This window comes from Peribacillus sp. FSL E2-0218, assembly GCF_037992945.1.
GTDB classification, from domain to species: domain Bacteria; phylum Bacillota; class Bacilli; order Bacillales; family DSM-1321; genus Peribacillus; species Peribacillus simplex_B.
In genome coordinates, this window is sequence record NZ_CP150304.1 from 3,531,610 (window position 1) to 3,553,920 (window position 22,311).

Genomic DNA, 22,311 nt, shown 5'->3' on the forward strand with positions numbered 1-22,311 from the left:
GTTAAGTATTTCCCGGAAAATAAAAAAGCTGTCACCAGACAGCTTTTGGCAGGGAGCTCGTCCAGTTGGACGGCTCCCTTTTTTTACTTAACTTGATGTATTTTGATAATTCAACAAGAAATCCAGCAGGCTTCCTTGTGCCTGCAGCAGCTTGTCTTCCTTTTTCGAACGCTCGAACTCGGTAATCGACTGTGCCGCAGCAGATAGGTCAGCATTCATTTTCGCTAACTCTCCCGATACTTTCGCCGCCTTCAATTCATTCAAGTTTTTCTTCAGCACTTCCCTGTTAACTGTCGCTTCTTTACCACGAAGCTTGGCAGCGGATATTTCCGCTAGTGACGCATATACCGTCTTCATCTTGATGAGGTTTTTTTCATCTTCCCCGCTTTTTCCAGCCGCTTCCAGATTGATTTCCTTCCAATAAACGTCGACATCATAGGACTTTAAGAATAAGGCCAGCTCCTTGCTTGAAGCTAAACTCTCTGCCGAACCCAGGAATAAATAATAGCTGTCTTCCAGTTTGAAAATTTCAGCGGGAACCTGTTTCCCCAAAATTTTCTTTTGTACCTGCCTGGCTGCATCCTCACTGCTGAACACTCCGCCCTGCACAAGGAATGTCTTCAGCTGCGTCCCATTTTCCTTCACTGCCGCTTTTTTATCCTCCACTGGTGCCTTCGTTGAAATCGGGGTTTCTACTGATGGAACCGCAGCTTTTTCCCTGGTGATCGTTTTAACCGCAATCAAGCCAAGTATCGAACCAAAAAACACCGCACAAATGACAGCAATCAAAAATGTCTTAAGCGGCCTACTTTCCGGGCCTTTCCGCGAGCTGGCACCAAAGCCGATAAGCTTCGGCATTTTTTTCTTTGGGGGTGTGGGGACCAATACCATCTTGTTCTCGCTTGTTTCATCAGGAAGGATCCATTCGAAACTCTCATCTTGTTGTTCCTGCTCTTCGCTCGCTGCCTCTTCGCTTTCAATTCTGCCTTTATCGGTAAATATTTTTTCTTCCCCATTTATTTTTATCTTGACGCCTTTGCTTTTTCCTGACTTGCCCACTTTCATTCCTCCTCTCCTGATCATTTTTTCCATCCTATCATAGTGCCAAAAAAAAATAACAAGACTTTTGTCGTCTTGTCATTAATAGGTTTCGTCAAATTTCCCTTTTACAGACCACTAGGTTACAAGGGTCTTCTTAATCACTGGTACTTCTGGTTCATTGCCGCATCAATATCCATGCCTCACAAATTCCGTGCCATCCATTCCCTTGAATGCAAATGGGGGAAATTCACTAGTTGTGCTGACCCAGGGGCATTTTGACAAATTCCCCCTTATCCAGAGTGGTCCTTTACACTCATCTTAGGAAGCTTGCATACAAACTCACCATATAATCGCCCCAATAATAAGCCGTCAATGTCCCAAAAACGATGTACGGACCGAAAGGAATGACGGTTTTCTTGTCTAGTACGCCGCTGGACATCCCGATGATGCCAAAGAGCGCCCCATAAAAACTAGCAAAAAGAAGGGACAGGAGGACCAGCTTCGTTCCCAATGCAAATCCGATCACTGCAAACAATTTGATATCACCACCGCCCATCCCCCCCTTGCTCACCACGGCGATCAGGAGCAGAAGACTGAAGCCGATCGCCGCCCCGGCTATCGAATCCCACCACGGGGACAAAGGGAACGACACTCTCAGAATGATAAAAATCACCATAAAGAAAAGCAGTATTTTATCAGGTATGAGCATATAGGTCACATCGGAGACAAAAATGATCATGAATAACGAAATCAATGTCCAGCCAATAAGAAGCTCGCCCGACCAGCCGAGGAATATCGGAGCTGAGGCAAATAAAATGCCTGTCAGCATTTCCACGACCGGATATACGGGGGAAATCCTCGCTTTACAGCCACGGCATTTTCCGCCCTGCAGCATATAGGAAATGACCGGTATCAACTCAAGGGGTTTCAAGGTACGCCCACAGGATGGGCAAGCCGAGCGACGGTTTACAAATGCGTGACTTACTGGAACATTTAAACCGACGACATTAAAAAAGGAGCCTAAAATCAAGCCTAGTATGAGGAGATAAATATGGATAGCGATCATTTATGTAAGATGCACAGGGGAACCGTCCAGATTGGTCGTTTCCCCGCCTGCATAAAATCCTTCATCAGCATGTCCCAAGCCCTTGCCAGGACATCTCTTTTACGATAATCATTACGGTTCCTCATCGTCATTCATCCCCCCGTATTTCATCTTCAGGCCGGCCCTTCCAAAACATCTCCCATTCCCGCTTGATTTGATACGATTCATTTAGCATCCAGGAACAATATATAAGCATATTTTAACAAATATACGTGGAGTTGGCTGACAAAAAACTTCACGGAAGCAGTGGATATCCCGTTTTATTTTCCATTGCTCCCCCTATCTCCTTCACGCCAACACTGTCTGATCCCTCCCGATTCGAATTGGTCAGTCTTGCAGGAATGCCCTCACAAGAGAAAGGAAATGCAGGGAACCAGTGATGACAAGAACCTCCTTGTCCCCTGTTTTCCGTCTTCCTTCCGTTATGGCCGCCTGCCAATCCTTGATTAGCTGTTTATTCTCGTGATGAGATGCTTCATAAAGCGTCTGCGCATCGGCAGCCCGATCATGGCCGAATTCGGTAATGATGATCTCAAGCGCATCTTTTTCAAGTTCATGCAGCATCTTGGCATAATCCTTATCCTTAAAAGAGCTGAAAACGAATCGGTAGTGATATTCAGGGTAATGTGCCTTCAGCGTATCCACAAGAACCTGAATGCCCGCAGGATTATGGGCACCATCCAAAATCACCAAAGGGTCATTGGAGATTTTTTCAAAACGGCCATCCCATTTCGCTTCCGCTATTCCTTTGCGGATGTTTTTTTCATCGGTATGTTCCAGGCCGATCTGGACGGCAGCAATGGCCAATGCTGCATTCTCGATTTGATGTTGGCCTAACATGTTCATTTCAAGATGATCGATGGTCCTATTCCCATGCGTAAACGAGAAGCTTTGTCTGCCTTCTCTTTTCTTTACATGCCTTATTTGAAAATCCCTGGCTAATTGGTAATACGGAACACCGACTGCATGTGCCCTATCTTCGATCACGTCTGCCGGTTCTTTCGCCGTCACTCCGCTTATGACCGGCGCCCCGCTTTTGATGATGCCTGCCTTCTCTGAAGCGATTTCCGCCAATGTGTCACCGAGGATATTCGTATGCTCCAAGGAAATCGAGGTAATGATCGAAAGCAACGGCTTGATGACATTCGTCGTATCCAGCCTGCCTCCAAGTCCGGTTTCCATTAAGACCAGATCTACCTCTTTCTTGCTAAAATAAGAGAACGCCATGGCCGTCAATATTTCGAATTGGGTGGGGCCATTCCCTGCATGATCCATCTCTTGGATGAACGGCCACAGTTCCGTGAACACAGCGATGAAATCCTTATCGCTGATTTCATCTGCATTTATCTTCAGCTGTTCATTCATGCGGCTTAAATACGGGGATGTGAACGAAGCGACCCGGACTCCTTCTTCCATCAAAATTCCTTTCATATACTGCAGCGTCGATCCTTTCCCATTTGAACCGGCAATATGAATATACTTTAACCCTTCATGCGGGTTGCCTAATTTCTTTAATAATGCTTCCATGCGTGACAGGCCGAAATTCATGCCCAATCGAACTTGTCGTCGTTCAAAAAAATGATTGATTTCTTTCATGGTCCTTGCCATTAATCATCGAGCCTCCTCTATCTTTATACCGCTCTAATGCGTTAAGATTATTTTATCAATATATGAACGATTAACCTAGACGAAAGGTAGTGTTAATTCATGAAAACTTCTTCTGACCTCCATTGCTGGATTGTCGTGAATGGCTATTTACAGCATGATAAATTTTCCAGCCTGGCTTTGTTCATCAAAGAATCGGCTGAAAGAAAAAAAATCAAGGCAACCCTCATCCGTAATTCGGATCTTATTCCCGTCATTGAAAACGGGATTCCAATGCTTAAAGGAACGTTTGGAAAGCTGCCTGACTTTGTCCTATTCATGGATAAAGATATCCATTTGGCGCGCCATTTGGAATTGCTCGGCCTCCCGGTATACAACAGCAGTTCTGCTATCGATATTTGCGACAGCAAAGCGAAAACGCATCAAGCCTTAGCGGGACATAACATACCGATGCCGAAGACCGTCTTTCCTCCTTTCACCTACGAGGGTATCGAAAGGGTTAATATGGATGTTTTCAACCAAATCGGAAGCGAGCTTGGATTCCCGCTTGTCGTCAAGGAGTCGTACGGTTCTTTCGGGGAACAAGTTTATTTGATTCAAACGGAAGAAGAACTTCTCAAGGCAATCCGTCTTCTTGGCCACAAACCATTCATCATCCAGGAATTCATCAGGCACAGCAAAGGACGTGACATTCGCATCAATGTCGTCGGCGATCAAGTCATAGCTGCGATGCAACGCCATTCCGAGAGTGACTTCCGGGCCAACATGACAGCTGGCGGCAGGGCCCAGCCCTATACACCCACGAAGGAGGAAGCCATACTGGCGATCCGTTGTGCCGAGATTCTTGGCGCCGCATTTGCTGGCGTCGATTTGTTATTCGGTGAAGATGGGCCGCTTTTGTGCGAGGTGAATTCGAATTCTCATTTGCTTAATATATATGAATGCACCGGCATCAACATCGCTGACAGCATGTTTGATCATATGTTGAACAATATAGGGAAGGGGAGTGCGACAGATGAGAAAACAAGCAGGCTGGCTGATATATAACCGCGAGGATGCCGAAAAAAATAAAGGCTACATAGAATGGATGCTGGACGAGGCAAGCAAGCTTGATCTTGATTTGCATTTCTATCATCGTGAAGATCTGCGGATCGGCCATCGCTTCAATGCGTTATATGCCGAGCATGTGCTGGAGCCAATCACAATGCCAGCCTTTGCCATCGTGCGGACCATCGACCCTTTTTTCACGAGACAGCTGGAGCAAATGGGGATTGTTTGCTTCAACTCTTCTTCCGTATCCGAAATGGCGAATGACAAAGCAAAGACCCATCAATATTTATCAGCGATGGGAATTCCGATGGCCGATACCGTATATTGCAACGGACGGCCGAAGGCAACTGATATGGCACTCCCTTTCATCGCTAAAGAAACAAAAGGCCGCGGCGGGAAGCAGGTGTATTTAATCGAGAATGAGGCTGATTTGGCCCAGTTGAATGAAGGAAACTGGATCGTGCAAAAGCCTGGCCGATTCGGACAGGATATCCGTGTTTTTGTAATAGGCAACCAAGTGAAGGCCGCCGTGCTCCGCGAATCAGCTTCGAGCTTCAAGGCCAATTATACGTTAGGCGGAACAGCTTCCTTATGTGAACTAGCTCCACACGATTTAGCGCTGGTTGAAAGAATCATCGAAGCGTTTGATTTTGGCCTGGTCGGCATCGATTTCATTTTTGCCAAAGACGGCAGCCTGCTGCTCAATGAAATCGAGGATGTCGTCGGGAGCCGTACGTTAAGTGCCTTAAGCGAGATCAATATCGTAAGGGAATATCTCACTTTCATTAAGGACAGGATCAACACCCTGCAGGACGTTTAAGATTCACGATAAAAAAAGGAGGAACCAGCCAATATGCTGGTTCCTCCTTTCATGTTTACAGTTGTTTCAATTCATTGATTCTGTGGATCACGGAATCGCGTTTCTCGCTATAGTCTTTTTCTTTGGCGCGTTCTTCTTCGATGACGCTTGCCGGCGCCTTCTTGACGAAGCCCTCGTTGCCTAATTTTTTCTGTACACGTTCCACTTCTTTATTGAGTTTGTCGAGCTCTTTCTCAAGACGTTTCACTTCTTCATCAATATTGATCAGTCCTGTCAGCGGAAGGATCAACTCCACACCGGTTACGACAGCAGTCATCGCTTGGGCTGGCTCTTCGACCTCAATGCCGATCGTCAATTGTTCAGGATTACAGAATCGCTCAATATAGCTGCTATTCTTCTGCAGTGTCGTCAAGAAGGACTCGTCCTTCGCTTTTAAAATCAAATTGATTTTTTTGCTTAGCGGCGTGTTCACTTCAGCCCGGATGTTACGGACGGAGCGGATGATTTCAACAAGCAGCTTCATTTCCTCGGCTGCAGCCGAATCCGTCAATTCTTCGTTCACTTCCGGCCAAGCGGCAACAGTGATGGACTCCCCTTGATGCGGAAGGTTTTGCCAGATTTCTTCGGTGATGAATGGCATGAAAGGATGCAGCAGCCTCATTGTGTTATCGAGCACGTAAGCCAAGATTGAACGTGTCGTTTTCTTTGCCGCTTCATCTTCACCGTATAATGGAAGCTTCGCCATTTCGATATACCAGTCACAGAAGTCATCCCAGATGAAGTTATAAAGCACACGGCCGACTTCACCGAATTCATAACGGTCCGCAAGTCTCGTCACATTCGTGATCGTTTCATTCAAACGTGTCAAAATCCATTTATCTGCTACAGATTTCTCGCCGCTCAAATCGATTTCATCGTACGTCATTCCATTCATGTTCATTAAAGCGAATCGGGATGCGTTCCAAATCTTATTGGAGAAGTTCCAAACCGCCTCGACTTTTTCCGTACTGTAACGAAGGTCCTGACCTGGTGAGCTGCCAGTCGATAAGAAGTAACGCAGCGAGTCGGCGCCGTATTGATCGATGACATCCATCGGATCGACACCATTGCCAAGCGATTTACTCATCTTGCGTCCTTGTTCATCACGAACGAGGCCGTGGATCAATACATCTTCAAATGGACGTTCACCCGTAAACTCAAGCGCCTGGAAAATCATCCTTGAAACCCAGAAGAAGATGATGTCATAGCCCGTAACAAGTGCCCCGGTTGGGTAGTAGCGTTTGAAATCGACACTGTCCGCATCAGGCCAGCCCATCGTCGAGAACGGCCATAAAGCCGAGCTGAACCATGTATCCAGAACGTCTGTGTCTTGTTCCCAGTTTTCCGCATCCGCAGGCTCTTCATGTCCTACGTATACTTCACCTGTTTCTTTATGGTACCAAGCTGGAATGCGGTGGCCCCACCATAGCTGACGGGATATACACCAGTCGCGAATATTTTCCATCCAGTGTAAATACGTTTTTTCGAAACGGTCTGGAACGAAATGGACTTTTTCTTCATCGGACCCTTTTTGAAGCTCAACCGAAGCATCCGCAAGTGGCTGCATTTTAACGAACCATTGCGTGGAAAGATACGGCTCAACAACAGCTCCGCTTCTTTCTGAATGTCCGACTGAGTGCAGGTGATCTTCGATTTTGAAGAGCACACCCTCTTCCTGAAGATCTTTGACGATTTGTTTACGGCATTCAAAACGATCCATGCCTTCATATTTACCAGCCTTTTCATTCATCGACCCATCTTCATGCATCACGAGGATGCGCTCCAAGTCATGACGGTTGCCGATTTCAAAGTCATTCGGATCATGTGCAGGTGTAATTTTCACTGCGCCGGAACCGAATTCCATATCGACATAATCATCCCCGACAATCGGGATTTCCCGGCCCGTGATTGGCAGGCGGACCATTTTGCCGATCAAGTGCTTATACCGGTCATCTTCAGGATGTACGGCAACCGCCGTATCGCCAAGCATCGTTTCCGGACGGGTTGTGGCTATTTCGATTTCACCCGAGCCGTCCACTAACGGATATTTCATATGATAGAACGCACCCTGAACATCCTTGTAAATGACCTCGATATCGGACAGCGCCGTTTTCGTCGATGGGTCCCAGTTGATGATGTATTCGCCGCGGTAAATCAAGCCCTTATTATAAAGGGAGACGAATACTTCGCGGACCGCTTTTGAAAGACCCTCATCAAGAGTGAAGCGTTCTCGGGTATAATCAAGCCCTAGACCTAGCTTTGACCACTGTTCGCGGATATGGCTCGCATATTCTTCCTTCCATTTCCATGTTTCTTCAACGAACTTTTCACGTCCAAGGTCATAGCGGCTTACGCCTTCAGCACGTAGTTTCTGTTCCACCTTCGCTTGCGTCGCGATACCGGCATGGTCCATGCCCGGCAACCATAAAACATCATAGCCCTGCATCCTTTTCATGCGCGTCAATATATCTTGAAGCGTCGTGTCCCATGCGTGGCCAAGATGCAGCTTGCCTGTCACGTTCGGCGGCGGGATGACAATCGTATAAGGTTCTTTTGTATCATCACTCTTCGTTTCAAAAAACTTCCCATCAAGCCACCATTTGTAGCGGCCTTTCTCTATTGCCTGCGGATCATATTTAGTCGGCATCGAAATCTGGTTCTCTTCCATATCATTTCCTCCTTTTTGGGCATAAAAAAAACTTCCATCATCATAAAAGGACGAAGGAAGTTGTTCGCGGTGCCACCTTTTTTCCGAAAAAGAAAAATAATCCCTTTCGGCTCTCAAATCGGATAACGGCTCTTCACCGGCCTTCGCTACTAAAAATCTTTCACGAAAACTGCTCGCGGACGACTTCGGATGCTGCTGCCTGAAAGCCTCTCACCAATCGGCTTCCTCTCTGAAAAGTGCATTTCATCTTACTATTTCCGGTCTTAGCATTGATTTCTATTCATATGTAAAATCATTAAACGCATATAGTATATAGTACAAAAAAAATGGGGCTAGAGTCAATCATCTTTTCGCTTACTTTTTTAACGAAGCAGGACCATCCATATCTCATAGTATCCTCCACCAACGGTCATTGTGACGGTTTTTTCACCTTTTCCACTGCCGCCCATAGAATATTAGACGTCCAAAAAAGGAAGGTAATAAATATGAAACGAAGATATACTCCCTATACTTTACCGCCTTGGATGAAAAAATTCCGCGGTGTTTGCCAGCAGTTCATCGTTCCCTTCATCGTTTTCCAAGGATTGCGGACCCTGATTTTCCCGACTTTCTTTGATATGCTCCTGTTGGTCGCATTCATTTTCCTGGCCATGTCTTTATATTTCGAATGGATTTAATTATTCCCCTACAGCAAAAAAATATACATGACTGGAGATGATCCAATCATGTATATTTAGCTTGAGGGCGACTGCTCTTCTTTGGCAGCCTCGGCAGCCGCCTTTTTCTGCTGCTCGATTTCCTCGATTTTCATCACCATATACTCAATGTTTTTCAATAACCAGAATTGCCGCTGCAGTTGGGTGACATGATCCAGCTCGGAGCGGATCGACCTGCCCTCCGAATATCCCTTCACCAGCTCCAAAGCAGATGAAGGAAAAGCAAGATAGCTTTGCATGAGCAGCAGTTCTTCTTCCTTCAGCGGAAAATATCGCATATAGTTATATAGCCAATCGACGCAATCATCACTTTGGATCGGATAGGTCCTCGCCGATTTAACGAGAAAAGGCAATAAATCGAAATGAGGCGGTGCCGTATTCGAATTCTCAAAATTGATGAAATAGCCATATCCCCGTTCATCATAAACGAAATGCTTAAGGGAAATCTTTCCGTGAGTAACGACGGTTCGAACCTTTTCACTTTCCTTCGTCTTTTCATACCAGGTTTCAAACTTCTTGATCGAGTACTTCAGGGCTTGTGAAATATCAGTGAAGAACGTACACACAGACATTTCGAATGGCGACATATACCACTTCTTTTCACAACTGACAATATACTCATCCATAAAGTCCTTCTCATTATTCCAGGCCTCAAGCGTCCGCTCATAATGTGCTTCCCGTTCTTCTATATCCACTTGCGTTTCCTTTACGGTCAGCGTATGCATCCGGGCAAGCTCCCGGAACATTTGCTTATGCTTTTCATCACGCTCCCCGTCCCCTTCGTTGTTCAACCACGGCATCAAGTAATACAACCGGCCATTATGGAGGACGGCATAACGCTGATCCATCGTTTGATAGATGGGAACGATCCGATTATAACCGCGATGGTAAAGCTTTTGGACATTTTTAATAAAATCTATGCCATTATGCGGTAAAATTGATTTCAAGGCAAACGTACCACGATCACTGTATACTTTCTTCACCCGTCCGAAATCCTCTATATATTGTACATAAAGGGCATATTCCCTCAAGACGGCTTCCGTGTCCCGATCCCGATTAACCGACTGCTGATTCTCGTTTTCCCTCACGAGACCCACTCACCTTCTCTAAAAAAACTAAACCCGTTACCTTCGTAAAAAACAGGAGCAGGCCATATGGATGCGCTGCTCTCTGTCACGGTTAATTTTTATAGGCAACCGCCTTCGGTATATAAACGACTTGACCTTCCTCGATACTCTGATTCGACTCCAATTCATTGCTGAAGAGTATCGATTGGACCGTTACATCATAACGCTGCGCCAAGTCTTCAAGCGTTTCTCCTTGCTGAACGATGCAGACCTTCATCCTTACCAATTCTTCATCTTGCTTCCTGCCGAATAAATCCATGATGGAAGACTGCTTTTCCCCATGCTCAGCCGTTTCTTTTTCATCCCGTTCCGCTGCTTGCTTCCGGCCCTTGTACGTTTTCACTTCCTTATCTTTGGCTTGCGGTGCCGGTCTTTCCCTTTCTTTGAACAGGTCCCCTATCGATGAAGGAAGCTCGACTTCCTTTTCCACCTTCACCTGTTCGTTGAGGATCGGACCTGCGGCCACAACTTCATCCTCTTCCTGAAGGGCGCCGCCCTCGGTTTTGAACCGTGACACTGGACCGCTGGCAATTGGAACACTCTGATGATTGCCAGCATCCCCCTGACCTTCTTCCGCATTCAAGGACGCCATTGGCAATTCCACGTTCTCTATCGTTTTTTCCTGCCTGCTAGACCTCTCTTCCTGCACGGATAATACAGGTTCTTCGGACCCTTGTTCACTGGCATCCGTGTCTTCCTGTCTGCTTACTTCCGCTTCCCACTCCTCCTCTTCAGGATAAGGTGACACCGGCATTTCGAAAACAGGAGCGCTGTGCTGATCGCTTAAGTAAATCGGCTCTTCTTCTTCCTCTTCGTTAGCTTCGGCTACCCGTTTTGCCTCAGCGGAAAATGGCGAATATAACTCATCTTCCTCCTCATCACGGAAAACAGGCTGAAAATCCGGAATGGTCGGCATTCCAGCCGCATAAGGAATGTAAGACTCATTTTCTCCATCCGTTTCTTCCTGTTCCTCCAATTCCCCTGCTTCCTGTTCCGTATCGAACCGCTCTTCCACGTATGAATCATTGTAAATTCCAGTTATCAATAAATCCGCCTGCAATTTCAAGTGATTATGTTCCGGCAACGCATAGTCAAAGCTCTGAATCGAGACATCGATTTCCTCCAATGAAGCAACCCGATTTGTCGGAATCGTTATATCAACCGGAAAACGGTGTGTGAACTCATTAAGTCCATTGAGATGCCTCTCGACCTTTTGCACGGCTTTTGGCAAAAAGGTTTGCGAAAACTCCTCTTGTTCACCATTTTGCGAGTCCTTGTATTCACCGCATAAGTCTAACGAGCCTCGTATAAAAACATATTGATCACTCTCTTGAATCGTCACATTCGGATCCAGGGAAATCGAATAAAGCTCAGCCACTTCCTGTCCCTTCTGGAACCAAACGGATTCCTCTAAAGAAAATCGTAAATGCGATTCATTTTCTTGCGACAAAACAACTCCTCCTTTCAACTTCAGAAACGGTACATATACCAATAACAATCTATGAAGGAAAACGATCAATTATTCCTTATTTTCATCTAAACCTATCTAGTCCACGTTTTTGTCCGCAGCTATAAAGGAGAAATTTCATGTACATGATTCGGGCTTTTGCCTATAATTCGCCTACAGTGACTTTTATTCGGCCTACTGCTACCTTTTTTCGGCCTGCAACCAACTTAATCCGGCCTGAGCCCAACTTAATTCGGCCTACTGCTACCTTTTTTCGTCCTGAACCCAACTTAATCCGACCTACATCCAACTTAATTCGGCCTACTGCTACCTTTTTTCGTCCTGAACCAACTTAATCCGGCCTGCGCCCACTTTTTCGGCCTACCTCCACATTAATCCGACCTACATCCAACTTAATCCGGCCTGTAACCACATTAATTCGACCTACACCCTACTTAATCCGGCCACAATCGAGTAAATAAAAAAAAGTCAGGCTTCCGTTCTCCAAAAGCGTTTGGAGGAGGGTAGCCTGACTTAAGCGTTTTTTTTCGAATCATTTCTTTAATTTGGCAAAAGCCTTTTCTGCAGCTGAGATGGTTTTTTCGATATCTTCATCACTATGTGCAGTGGATAGGAATAAGCCCTCGAACTGGGACGGCGGCAGGTAGATGCCTTGGTCCGCCATTTCCCGATAGTAAGAGGCGAAAAATTCAAGATCGGATGTTTTGGCTGTATCGTAGTTGATGACTTCTTCATTCGTGAAGAATAGTCCGATCATCGAGCCTGCCCGGTTGAATGTATGTGGGACATCGTACTTTTTGGCTGCTTCGCCAATGCCTTTTTCAAGCATATCGCCTTTTCGAGTGAATTCTTGATAAGATTCAGGCGTCAATTGGCTCAGTGTTTCAAGACCAGCCGTCATGGCCAGCGGGTTGCCTGACAATGTTCCCGCTTGATAAATCGTTCCGCTAGGAGCAATTCGTTCCATCAATTCACGCTTGCCTCCGAAGGCTCCAACCGGCAGTCCACCGCCAATCACTTTGCCAAGGCAGGTAAGATCCGGCGCGATGCCAAAATACCCTTGGGCACAATGATATCCGACACGGAAGCCTGTCATGACTTCATCAAAGATCAATAAGGCCCCATATTCGGTCGTCACTTCCCGTAAGCCTTCGAGGAAGCCTGGCTGTGGCGCAACGACCCCCATATTGCCGGCAACCGGCTCGACGATGATACAGGCGATATCTTCGCCAAATTGTTCAAATGCATATTTGGTTGCTGCAAGATCATTATAAGGCACGGTAATCGTATTTTTGGCAATGCCTTCCGGTACACCGGGGCTATCCGGTAATCCTAACGTGGCAACGCCGGAACCTGCTTTGATTAACAGGGAATCTCCGTGTCCATGATAAGAGCCTTCGAATTTCAGGATTTTATCACGTCCTGTAACGCCTCGTGCCAACCTGAGAGCACTCATGGTCGCTTCCGTTCCGGAAGATACCATCCTGATCATCTCAATCGAAGGCACGCGGTCTATGACCAACTTAGCGAGTTCATTCTCGATTACCGTAGATGTTCCAAAGCTAGTGCCCGATTCGGCTACCTTTTTCAATGCTTCGACGACACGATCATTTGTGTGACCGAGGATAAGCGGTCCCCATGAAAGAACATAGTCGATATATTCATTGCCATCGATATCATACATTTTTGAGCCTTTGCCGCGCTCCATGAAAATGGGGTCCATGTCCACTGACTTGAAGGCACGTACCGGGCTGTTCACTCCGCCTGGCATCAAGTTTACTGCTTCGGCAAACGCTTTTTTCGATTTTTCATATGACCGCATGATTCAATCCCCTTTTCCATTACCGGTTTTTTTTTATCTTTGTTGATCTTCGTCCATCCACCGTGCAACATCTTTTGAGAAGTACGTGATGATCAAGTCGGAACCCGCACGCTTCAATCCTGTCAGCATTTCCGTCACGATCGCTTTTTCATCAATCCAGCCATTTTGGGCGGCTGCCTTGACCATTGAATATTCACCGCTGACATTGTAGGAAACAACAGGGAGATTAAAATTATTTTTAACATCCCGGATGATGTCCATATAAGCGAGTGCCGGTTTAACGATTAGGAAATCCGCACCTTCAGCGACATCGGATTCCGCTTCACGGAATGCTTCAAGACGGTTGGCTGGATCCATTTGATATGTTTTCCTGTCGCCGAATTGCGGCGCGCCATTCGCTGCATCACGGAAGGGACCGTAAAAAGCAGAAGCATATTTCACGGCATAGGACATGATCGGTATATCTTCATATCCGGCTTCATCAAGTCCTGCACGGATGGCTGCCACGAACCCGTCCATCATATTGGAAGGGGCGATGATATCAGCGCCGGCCTCTGCCTGGCTGATTGCTGTTTTGGCAAGAAGGTCCAGGGAAGCATCATTGAGGATTTTTTCCCCTTCAACCACTCCGCAATGGCCATGGCTTGTATACTCACAAAGGCAGGTGTCAGCAATGACGATCACTTCCGGATATTGTTTTTTGATAAGGCGGGTCGCTTCCTGCACGAGTCCGTTATGGTGAAACGCCCCTGTACCGTGTTCGTCTTTATCATGTTCAAAGGGTACACCGAATAAAATGACCGATTTAATCCCAAGACTTACCACTTCATCCATTTCCGCCTCCAAGTTATCCATGGAAAGCTGATAGATACCCGGCATCGAGTTAATTTCATTTTTTACCTGTTCACCATCAATGATGAAGATGGGATAAATCAAATCCTCTTTATGCAATTGTGTTTCACGGACCAAAGCCCTCATGCCTGCACTTGCACGCAAACGGCGGTGGCGATTGAATGGAATATTTTTCATTGTAAAGTTCCTCCCTTAGTATTTCGTTTCATGATGAAGTGAATGATATCGGCAACCATGGCGTCCGTCGTATAGACATCAGGACACACGTCTACTGATAATCCATGTTTAACAGCCGTCTTGGCGGCGATGGGACCGATGCATGCGATGACGATCCGGTCTATGTATGTACCCAATTCATGGCTTTCCATGATCTGCAGGAAATGATTGACCGTCGAAGAACTCGTAAAGGTTATGATGTCAATGGCATGATTCTTTATAAGATGGACGAGTTCTTGTTCGCTGCTTGCTGGAAGTACGGTGCGATAGATGATCACTTCATCACATGATGCTCCACCTTCATTGATTGCCTCCGCAATGACGGACCTGGCTAGATTCCCTTTCGCCAGCAGCACACGGGTTCCAGGTTCCAATATGGTAATGAACTCCGAAACGAACCCTTCGGCAACAAATTCGGATGGCACGAAATCCGCCTCATATCCGTACCGTTTCAGGGCGACTTCCGTTTTGGAACCGATCACCGCTATCTTCGGAAGAGTCCTTGGCCGTTTACCAAGAAGCTGAAAGAAGTAATCCACCCCATTTTGACTGGTCAAGATGATCCAGTCATAGGTATGAATCGCCGCTAAGCATTGACGGACCTCCTCCAAACGATCAGGCAGGGTGAACTCCAGCAATGGCACAAGAAGCGGCGTTCCGCCATTTTCCTCGATAGATGCCTTTAAGCCATCAGCCTGTCCTTTCCCTCTGGTGATCAGTACCTGATAATCCTTAAGAGGCTGAAAGGGAGTCATTACTGATCGAGCTCCGCTTTTACGCGATCGATCAATTCTTTACCGCCCATTTCACTTATTTTTTTGGCAGCTTCATGTCCGACTGCCTCGGGATCTTCACCCTCGACCATTTCCTTGTAAATCACCTTTCCATCCGGGGAAGCGACCAATGCCGTCAAGGCAACGGAGCCATTATCCTTTGCCACCGCGAAGCCGGCAATCGGTACCTGACATCCGCCTTCCATTTTATCCAAATAGGCACGCTCCGCTTCGACGGTCTTTTTCGTTTTTTCGCATGTTAATTTAGCAAGTTCAGCGAGCAACTCTTTGTCGTCTTCACGGCATTCAATGGAAAGCGCTCCTTGACCGACTGCTGGAATGCAAATGTCTTCATCCAGGAATTCGGTAACGATTTCCCGCTCCCAGCCCATTCTTGAAAGTCCGGCTGCCGCTAAGATGATCGCATCATAATCTTCCGTTTTCAGCTTGTTCAAGCGGGTATCGATATTGCCGCGAATCCATTTGATTTCAAGGTCCGGCCTTCTTGCTAAAATCTGGGCGCCACGGCGCAGGCTGCTAGTGCCGATGATGGAGCCTGGCTTCAATCCGGATAAGGTTTCATGATTTTTTGATATCAAGGCATCCCGGTGATCCTCACGTGGAGGTATGCACCCGATCGTCAAGCCTTCGGGAAGCACTGCCGGCATATCCTTCATGCTATGTACGGCCATATCGATTTCTTTATCGAGCATCGCTTGTTCGATCTCTTTGACGAACAAGCCTTTACCGCCTACCTTGGAAAGTGTGACATCGAGGATTTGGTCACCCTTTGTCACAATTTCCTTCACCTCGAACTCATATGGAGCCCCAAGTTCTTTAAGTTGGGCAATCACCCAATTCGTTTGGGTGATCGCTAATTTACTTCGTCTAGAACCGACAATAATTTTTCTCATAATTTCCTCCTAAGTATTCCAAAAGTGGAATGTTGAAAGGCTTCCGAAAAGGAAAAAGTTGATTAACACGATCATGAAGGATCCAATATTCAGAAAGGCCAATGTCCTTCCATACATTTGTTTCCGGATTTTTAAGTATAAGAACACACTGTAGCCGATGAGCAATATAAACGAACCGATGATTTTCATATCCAGCCACGATACACCCGGCACTTTTATATAGGCCCATTGGATGCCCAGGATAAGCGAGACCACCAATAAGGGCACGCCTATTGCCGCAAGGACATAAGACATATGCTCAAGCTTTGTTAAGTCGCCGAGTCGAAGCAGCCTTTTGCCCCATTTCTTCCGTTTCAATAAATCATATTGAATCAAGTAGAGGAGGGAAAATACGAAAGAAAGCGTAAATGCCCCGTAAGAAAGGATCGCAAAGGTGATATGTATGAGCAACAGCTCCGAAACGAGACGCTGTGCAAGAACTTGCGATTCTATCTGTACAGGTGCAAAGGTATGGATGGCCATGACCATGAAGCCTAAGACATTCGTAAAAAAGACCGTAAAATCGACTCTTAGCAAGCGATTGATGATTAATGATAAAGATACGAGGACCCATGCATAAAAGTATAAGCCTTCAAAAATCGTCAAAACCGGGAACCTTCCCGTTTTCCATACATACAGAAACAAAAAAATTGTTTGCAGTACCCAAACAATAGAAAGCAACCAGAAAGCGACCTTGTTCGCCTTCTGGTCATTATTAAGGAAGTCCATAAAATATAAAAGCATACTGATGGCATACAACAATACTGTGACTTCATGCAATCTTGTCATTAGTAATTCCATATCTACCTCATTACTGGACAGGAACTGGGTTTAGCAGGGATGCCTTGGAGCCGTTCCGTTCTTTTTCATCATCCTCCGCTACCAGGTGGTCTTCTATCAATTCCTCCAAATGGAAGATTTTCACGAAGTTATTCAATTGCTCTTTTGCATTCGGCTCATCCGCCAGCTCTTTTGCATAAAGGATCGGATCTTTTAACATTTGGTTGATGATGCTCTTCGTATGCTTGTTCAATACCTTTTTGTCACGCTCGCTTAAATGCGGAAGCTTTCTTTCGATGCTTTCCATCGTTTCCTTCTGAATCGAAAGCGATTTTTCCCGCAAGGAAGAGATGACAGGAACCACGCCAAGCAAATTAATCCACTGATTGAAGTCGACGATTTCGGATTCAATCATCATTTCTATTTTCTGGGCGGCTTTTCTGCGCTCTTCGATATTCGCTTGCACGATCCCTTCAAGGTCGTCAATGTCATACAAGAAGACATTTTCCAGCTCGGCCAGCGTTGGGTCGAGGTCACGCGGAACGGCGATATCGACCATGAAAATAGGACGGCCCTTGCGAAGCTTATTTACGAATGTCATCATCTCTTTTGTTACGAGAAGATCTTTCGACCCAGTCGAAGTAATCAGGATATCCGCTTCCACTAAAGCGCACTGCAGCTCCTGAAGCTGTTTTGCCTTACCATTGAACCTGCCGGCCAAGTCGACCGCTTTCTGAAAAGTGCGGTTAATGACCGTAACGCTGTCTGCACCATTGCTGTGAAGGTTTTGAATGGCCAGCTCTCCCATTTTACCTGCACCAAGAATCAAGACGTTTTTGCCGTTCAGACCGCCGAAGATTTTTTTGGCAAGTTCGACGGCAGCATAACTGACAGAAACGGCATTGGTGTTGATTTCCGTTTCTGAATGAGCTTTCTTCGCCAATGTAAGGGCTTGCTTGAAGAGATGGTTAAAAACGGTCCCAATCGTATCTTCTTTCTGTCCCAACATATAGCTGGAGCGTACTTGTCCCAAAATCTGCGTTTCCCCAAGGATCATGGAATTCAAGCCGCACGTAACGGAAAATAAATGCTCGACGGCCCCATCACCTTCATAGATGAACAGGTATTTAGAAAATTCCTCTTTATCGATATGGAACCATTCCGAAAGAAATTCCTTAATGTAATACCGGCTTGTATGAAGCTGGTCACCGACCACATATATTTCCGTTCTGTTACAAGTTGAAATAATGATATTTTCCAAGATGCTTTTTTTATTTTTAAGAGCTTTCATTGCCTCGGCAAGTTCGGCTTCGTTAAACGATAGTTTTTCCCGAATTTCAACAGGGGCAGTTTTGTAATTAATACCAACCGCTAGAATATGCATCCTTTTGTTTTGCACCCCCAAAATTTTTCGTGTAAATTTATTATACCATGTACAAAAATTGATTCACGCAAATAATATGAACAGTTTATGAAAACATATGCTACCATGAAAAGACGGCTAAAACGCCAGGATTGCTCCAAAAGGTGTCTAGGCGGGATTTATAAGTTACATACATATTTCGACATAGTGTACAAAAGTACCATATCAAAAATGGCAAAAAACTTCAAGTAATCGAATTGGATAGGAGGATCACATGAAAACGCAACGCATTTTCCCTGGAATCGTTTTAATTGGTTTCGGCCTATATTTTTTTCTTGAGCATTCCCACATCGAAATCTTCCCAGGTTTTTATAGTTGGCCGACCCTATTATGTATAGTGGGTGCAGCCTTCTTGATTCAGGCCTATAGCGGCAATGAGTATGAGTCGATCCTGCCAGGCGTGATTTTGCTTGGTTTCGGGGCTCATTTTCACATCGTAAAAAACCTGGAAATTTGGCCGGATAATATAGGTATCTTTATTTTAATCATCTCACTGGGTTTTATACTGCGGGCCCGCAAAACAAATAATGGAATGTTTCATGGGTTGATACTGCTGATCATCTCGATTCTATTCTTATTCTATGATAAGATCACGACCTCTTTCGGGCTGGTCGAAACGAGCACGGCGAATATCGAAAGGTTTTGGCCATTTGCCTTGATGGCAATCGGCATCTATTTTTTAGTTCGTAAAAAGTGATCAGGCAGAATTCATATTGAAAAAGGGTATTCCGGATGCGGAATACCCTTTTCATTTACATATATTTCTTAAGGACACCCCAAGCCTGTTCTTTCCCTTCGCCCGTTTCACCAGAGAAAAGAAGCAATTCATCTTCTTTTTCCATATTTAACGTTTGGCGGGTGACTTTCAAGTGCTTCTGCCATTTGCCTTTCGGAATTTTATCCGCTTTAGTGGCGATGACGATCCTTGGAAGGTCATAATGCTTCAGGAATTCATACATTGCGATATCATCCTTTGTCGGCGGATGACGCAAATCGACGATCAGAAGCGCAGCACGGAGCTGATCACGGGAAGTGAAATACGTTTCGATCATTCTTCCCCACGCATCACGTTCGGTTTTGGATACCTTTGCATAGCCATAGCCTGGAACATCGACAAAATGGAGTGCTTCATTAATGATGTAAAAATTCAAAGTCTGCGTCTTGCCCGGTTTGGACGATGTTCTCGCCAGGTTTTTCCGGTTGATCATTTTGTTGATGAAACTCGATTTCCCTACATTGGAGCGGCCAGCCAAGGCAAACTCCGGGATTGGAGTATTGGGATATTGATCAGGCTTTACGGCACTGATGACAATATCTGAACTTGTCACTTTCATTCGTCCACACCTACCAATGCATGCTCAAGGACTTCATCTACGTGTGAAACTGGAACAAATGTTAATGCTTTACGGACACTCTCCGGGATATCATCAATATCCTTTTCGTTATTTTGCGGGATGATGATTTTCGTAAGTCCTGCCCGGTGCGCCGCTAAAGATTTTTCTTTAAGGCCGCCGATTGGCAGAACCCGTCCGCGTAATGTAATTTCGCCTGTCATGCCTACCTCTTTTCTGATCGGCCTGTTGGTAAGGGCCGATATTAACGCTGTTGCAATCGTGATGCCTGCAGAAGGACCATCCTTAGGGACAGCACCTTCTGGGACATGAATATGAATATCATATTTTTCATGGAAGTTCGCATCAATATGAAGTTTCTCGGTTTTTGAACGGACATAGCTGAAAGCGGCCTGTGCAGACTCTTTCATTACATCGCCAAGCTTGCCAGTCAATATAAGCTTTCCTTTACCTGGTGATAAGGAAACCTCGATTTGCAGCGTATCGCCGCCAACCGATGTGTAAGCCAAGCCATTGGCTACCCCGACTTGATTCTCGACTTCTGCCTGTCCATAGTGGAACATCGTTTTCCCCAGAAACTCCTCGACATTCTTATCAGAAATGACGACCCGCTTTTTCTCCCCGGACACGATGATTTTCGCAGTCTTCCTGCAGATGCCAGCAAGCTGTCTCTCCAGACTCCGGACACCGGCTTCCCGGGTATAATAACGAATGATTTTGGTTAGAGCTTCCTCACGGATTTGCAATTGTGTCTTCATTAACCCATGGTTTTCCAACTGTCTAGGCAGAAGGTGATCCTTGGCTATATGAAGTTTCTCTATTTCAGTATAACCTGCAATCGAAATGATTTCCATACGATCACGAAGCGGGCCAGGAATGGAGCCCAAATTGTTCGCTGTCGCTATGAACATGACTTTGGATAGGTCATACGTTTCTTCAATATAATGGTCACTGAAATTATGGTTTTGCTCGGGATCGAGCACCTCAAGCATCGCTGCGGATGGATCGCCCCTAAAGTCATTGGACATCTTATCCACTTCGTCCAGCAAAAAGACGGGATTGATCGTTCCCGCTTTTTTCATGCCCTGGATGATCCGTCCTGGCATTGCCCCTACGTATGTGCGGCGATGGCCGCGGATCTCTGATTCATCACGAACTCCACCTAGTGAGATCCGGACAAAGTTCCTATTCATGGATGTTGCGATTGATTTAGCCAAACTGGTTTTCCCGACCCCAGGAGGCCCAACCAAGCAAAGGATCGGTCCCTTCAAGGAATTGGTCAATTGCTGGACGGCCAAATACTCCAGCACCCGCTCTTTCACCTTTTCCAAACCATGATGATCCCTATTCAGGATTCTTTCAGCTTTATGGATATTCAAATCATCCTTTGTCGCATTCGACCACGGAAGCGATATGAGCCATTCAATATAGTTGCGGATCACAGAGCTCTCAGCAGAGCTTGAAGGCACTTTTTCATATCGGTCCAATTCCTTTAAGGCCGCTGCCTTTATGTGCTCAGGCATATCCGCTTCTTCAATCTTTTCGTTAAGGACTTCAATCTCGCCAGTCTTTCCTTCTTTATCGCCCAATTCTTTTTGTATGGCTTTCATTTGTTCACGCAGATAATATTCCTTTTGAGTCCGTTCCATTGAACGCTTGACGCGCTGGCCGATCTTTTTCTCGAGAAAAAGAACCTCTTTTTCATTATTGATGATTTCGATTACACGGCTCAATCGCTTTTTCATATCGATGGTCTCTAGCACTTCCTGCTTCTCCTTCAACTTCAAAGGCAGATGCGAGGCAATGATATCAGCCAATCTCCCTGGCTCTTCAATATCGGAAGTGGATGTGAATGTTTCACCGGTTATTTTCTTGGACATTTTTATGTATTGTTCAAAATAATCCAGAAGAGTGCGCATCAATGCTTGATGTTCCGCATCCTTTTCATCACTGTCTTCATATATTTTTATTTTGGCACCATAATGTGTCTCATAATCGTAAAATTCAACGACCTCTGCCCGGTTCAACCCTTCCACCAATACCCGGATTGTCCCGTTCGGAAGCTTCAGCATCTGTTTTACTTTTGTTAAAGTTCCCATTTTAAATAAATCTTCTTCCCCTGGTTCGTCCAACGAAACATCTTGTTGTGTCGTCAAAAATATAAGATGGTCTTCCACCATTGCTTTCTCAAGGGCTTGCACCGATTTGTCTCGGCCTACATCTAAATGAAGTACCATCGTTGGATATACAAGCAATCCTCTAAGCGGCAGGAGGGGGACGATGATTTCTTTATCAGTCATTTCCTGACACCTCCATCTTTTTAGTATCGTCGTTGTAAACTATTTACCCATGTTCTCGACCTTTTAACAATTCTATCCTATTTATATAGAAGTGTCTATTCGTTTACCTTGACACGTTTCTACTGCTCTTATTATCTCCAATATTAATTAAAAAAGCACGTCTGAACTTGCGATTATTTTTCCCAAATGGACTTCATTATA

At 45.6% G+C, this 22,311-nt stretch carries 19 protein-coding genes and 1 other annotated feature; of the genes, 4 read left to right on the plus strand and 15 right to left on the minus strand.

Annotated elements, in window-relative coordinates; translation table 11 throughout:
- Positions 1–87 precede the first annotated feature (87 nt).
- The 4 genes from MHI53_RS17000 to MHI53_RS17015 form a co-directional block, all read right to left on the minus strand.
- Positions 88–1,059: a hypothetical protein gene (locus tag MHI53_RS17000; protein ID WP_340371799.1), complete on the minus strand. Its 972-nt coding sequence runs from the start codon at positions 1,057–1,059 to the stop codon at positions 88–90.
- Between the two features lie 295 nt (positions 1,060–1,354).
- On the minus strand, positions 1,355–2,107 hold the full coding sequence (locus MHI53_RS17005) for an A24 family peptidase (RefSeq protein WP_340371800.1): 753 nt from the start codon (positions 2,105–2,107) through the stop codon (positions 1,355–1,357).
- Complete coding sequence (locus MHI53_RS17010; protein ID WP_260320254.1) at positions 2,104–2,232, minus strand: hypothetical protein; 129 nt, start codon at positions 2,230–2,232, stop codon at positions 2,104–2,106. The genes MHI53_RS17005 and MHI53_RS17010 overlap by 4 nt, the downstream gene beginning before the upstream one ends.
- A gap of 241 nt (positions 2,233–2,473) precedes the next feature.
- Positions 2,474–3,754 (minus strand): folylpolyglutamate synthase/dihydrofolate synthase family protein, encoded by a 1,281-nt coding sequence (locus MHI53_RS17015; RefSeq protein WP_340371801.1) that lies wholly within the window; start codon positions 3,752–3,754, stop codon positions 2,474–2,476.
- Between the two features lie 99 nt (positions 3,755–3,853).
- Here MHI53_RS17015 and MHI53_RS17020 point away from each other — a divergent pair, with 99 nt between their 5' ends.
- Together MHI53_RS17020 and MHI53_RS17025 are read left to right on the plus strand one after the other, a co-directional pair.
- Positions 3,854–4,798, plus strand: a complete 945-nt coding sequence (locus tag MHI53_RS17020; protein ID WP_340371802.1) for a RimK family alpha-L-glutamate ligase — start codon at positions 3,854–3,856, stop codon at positions 4,796–4,798.
- Positions 4,767–5,621: an ATP-grasp domain-containing protein gene (locus tag MHI53_RS17025; protein WP_340371803.1), complete on the plus strand. Its 855-nt coding sequence runs from the start codon at positions 4,767–4,769 to the stop codon at positions 5,619–5,621. The genes MHI53_RS17020 and MHI53_RS17025 overlap by 32 nt, the downstream gene beginning before the upstream one ends.
- A gap of 55 nt (positions 5,622–5,676) precedes the next feature.
- Here MHI53_RS17025 and MHI53_RS17030 read toward each other — a convergent pair whose 3' ends face one another.
- The gene (locus tag MHI53_RS17030; protein ID WP_061143529.1) at positions 5,677–8,328 is read right to left on the minus strand and encodes a valine--tRNA ligase; all 2,652 of its coding nucleotides are present in this window, start codon (positions 8,326–8,328) and stop codon (positions 5,677–5,679) included.
- 43 nt (positions 8,329–8,371) lie between these two features.
- Positions 8,372–8,602, minus strand: a binding site (T-box leader).
- 211 nt (positions 8,603–8,813) lie between these two features.
- Here MHI53_RS17030 and MHI53_RS17035 point away from each other — a divergent pair.
- Positions 8,814–9,005, plus strand: coding sequence for a hypothetical protein (locus MHI53_RS17035; protein ID WP_061143490.1), 192 nt, complete (start codon positions 8,814–8,816; stop codon positions 9,003–9,005).
- Between the two features lie 56 nt (positions 9,006–9,061).
- Here the strand turns inward: MHI53_RS17035 and ysxE are convergent, their stop codons facing one another.
- The 8 genes from ysxE to hemA form a co-directional block, all read right to left on the minus strand.
- Positions 9,062–10,132, minus strand: a complete 1,071-nt coding sequence (gene ysxE / locus MHI53_RS17040; RefSeq protein WP_061143491.1) for a spore coat protein YsxE — start codon at positions 10,130–10,132, stop codon at positions 9,062–9,064.
- A 91-nt stretch (positions 10,133–10,223) separates the two neighbouring features.
- A complete protein-coding gene (locus MHI53_RS17045; protein WP_340371804.1) occupies positions 10,224–11,621 on the minus strand; it encodes a LysM peptidoglycan-binding domain-containing protein in 1,398 nt (465 codons plus the stop codon).
- Between the two features lie 550 nt (positions 11,622–12,171).
- On the minus strand, positions 12,172–13,461 hold the full coding sequence (gene hemL / locus MHI53_RS17050; RefSeq protein ID WP_061143493.1) for a glutamate-1-semialdehyde 2,1-aminomutase: 1,290 nt from the start codon (positions 13,459–13,461) through the stop codon (positions 12,172–12,174).
- A gap of 33 nt (positions 13,462–13,494) precedes the next feature.
- Complete coding sequence (hemB, locus tag MHI53_RS17055; RefSeq protein ID WP_340371805.1) at positions 13,495–14,490, minus strand: porphobilinogen synthase; 996 nt, start codon at positions 14,488–14,490, stop codon at positions 13,495–13,497.
- A complete protein-coding gene (locus MHI53_RS17060) occupies positions 14,487–15,284 on the minus strand; it encodes a uroporphyrinogen-III synthase (protein WP_061143495.1) in 798 nt (265 codons plus the stop codon). The genes hemB and MHI53_RS17060 overlap by 4 nt, the downstream gene beginning before the upstream one ends.
- The gene (hemC, locus tag MHI53_RS17065) at positions 15,284–16,216 is read right to left on the minus strand and encodes a hydroxymethylbilane synthase (RefSeq protein WP_340371806.1); all 933 of its coding nucleotides are present in this window, start codon (positions 16,214–16,216) and stop codon (positions 15,284–15,286) included. Before hemC ends, MHI53_RS17060 begins: the two co-directional genes overlap by 1 nt.
- 9 nt (positions 16,217–16,225) lie before the next feature.
- Positions 16,226–17,056 carry a cytochrome c biogenesis protein gene (locus tag MHI53_RS17070; RefSeq protein ID WP_061143497.1) on the minus strand — a complete coding sequence of 277 codons (831 nt, stop codon included), beginning with the start codon at positions 17,054–17,056 and terminating at the stop codon, positions 16,226–16,228.
- A 10-nt stretch (positions 17,057–17,066) separates the two neighbouring features.
- Positions 17,067–18,419, minus strand: coding sequence for a glutamyl-tRNA reductase (gene hemA / locus MHI53_RS17075; protein ID WP_340371807.1), 1,353 nt, complete (start codon positions 18,417–18,419; stop codon positions 17,067–17,069).
- Positions 18,420–18,672: 253 nt separating this feature from the next.
- Here hemA and MHI53_RS17080 point away from each other — a divergent pair, with 253 nt between their 5' ends.
- Positions 18,673–19,155 carry a DUF5668 domain-containing protein gene (locus MHI53_RS17080; RefSeq protein ID WP_061143499.1) on the plus strand — a complete coding sequence of 161 codons (483 nt, stop codon included), beginning with the start codon at positions 18,673–18,675 and terminating at the stop codon, positions 19,153–19,155.
- 55 nt (positions 19,156–19,210) lie between these two features.
- Here the strand turns inward: MHI53_RS17080 and yihA are convergent, their stop codons facing one another.
- Entirely contained in the window at positions 19,211–19,792 is a 582-nt protein-coding gene (yihA, locus tag MHI53_RS17085; protein ID WP_061143500.1) for a ribosome biogenesis GTP-binding protein YihA/YsxC, read from the minus strand.
- Positions 19,789–22,110: an endopeptidase La gene (lon, locus tag MHI53_RS17090; RefSeq protein ID WP_061143501.1), complete on the minus strand. Its 2,322-nt coding sequence runs from the start codon at positions 22,108–22,110 to the stop codon at positions 19,789–19,791. The genes yihA and lon overlap by 4 nt, the downstream gene beginning before the upstream one ends.
- Positions 22,111–22,311: the final 201 nt, after the last annotated feature.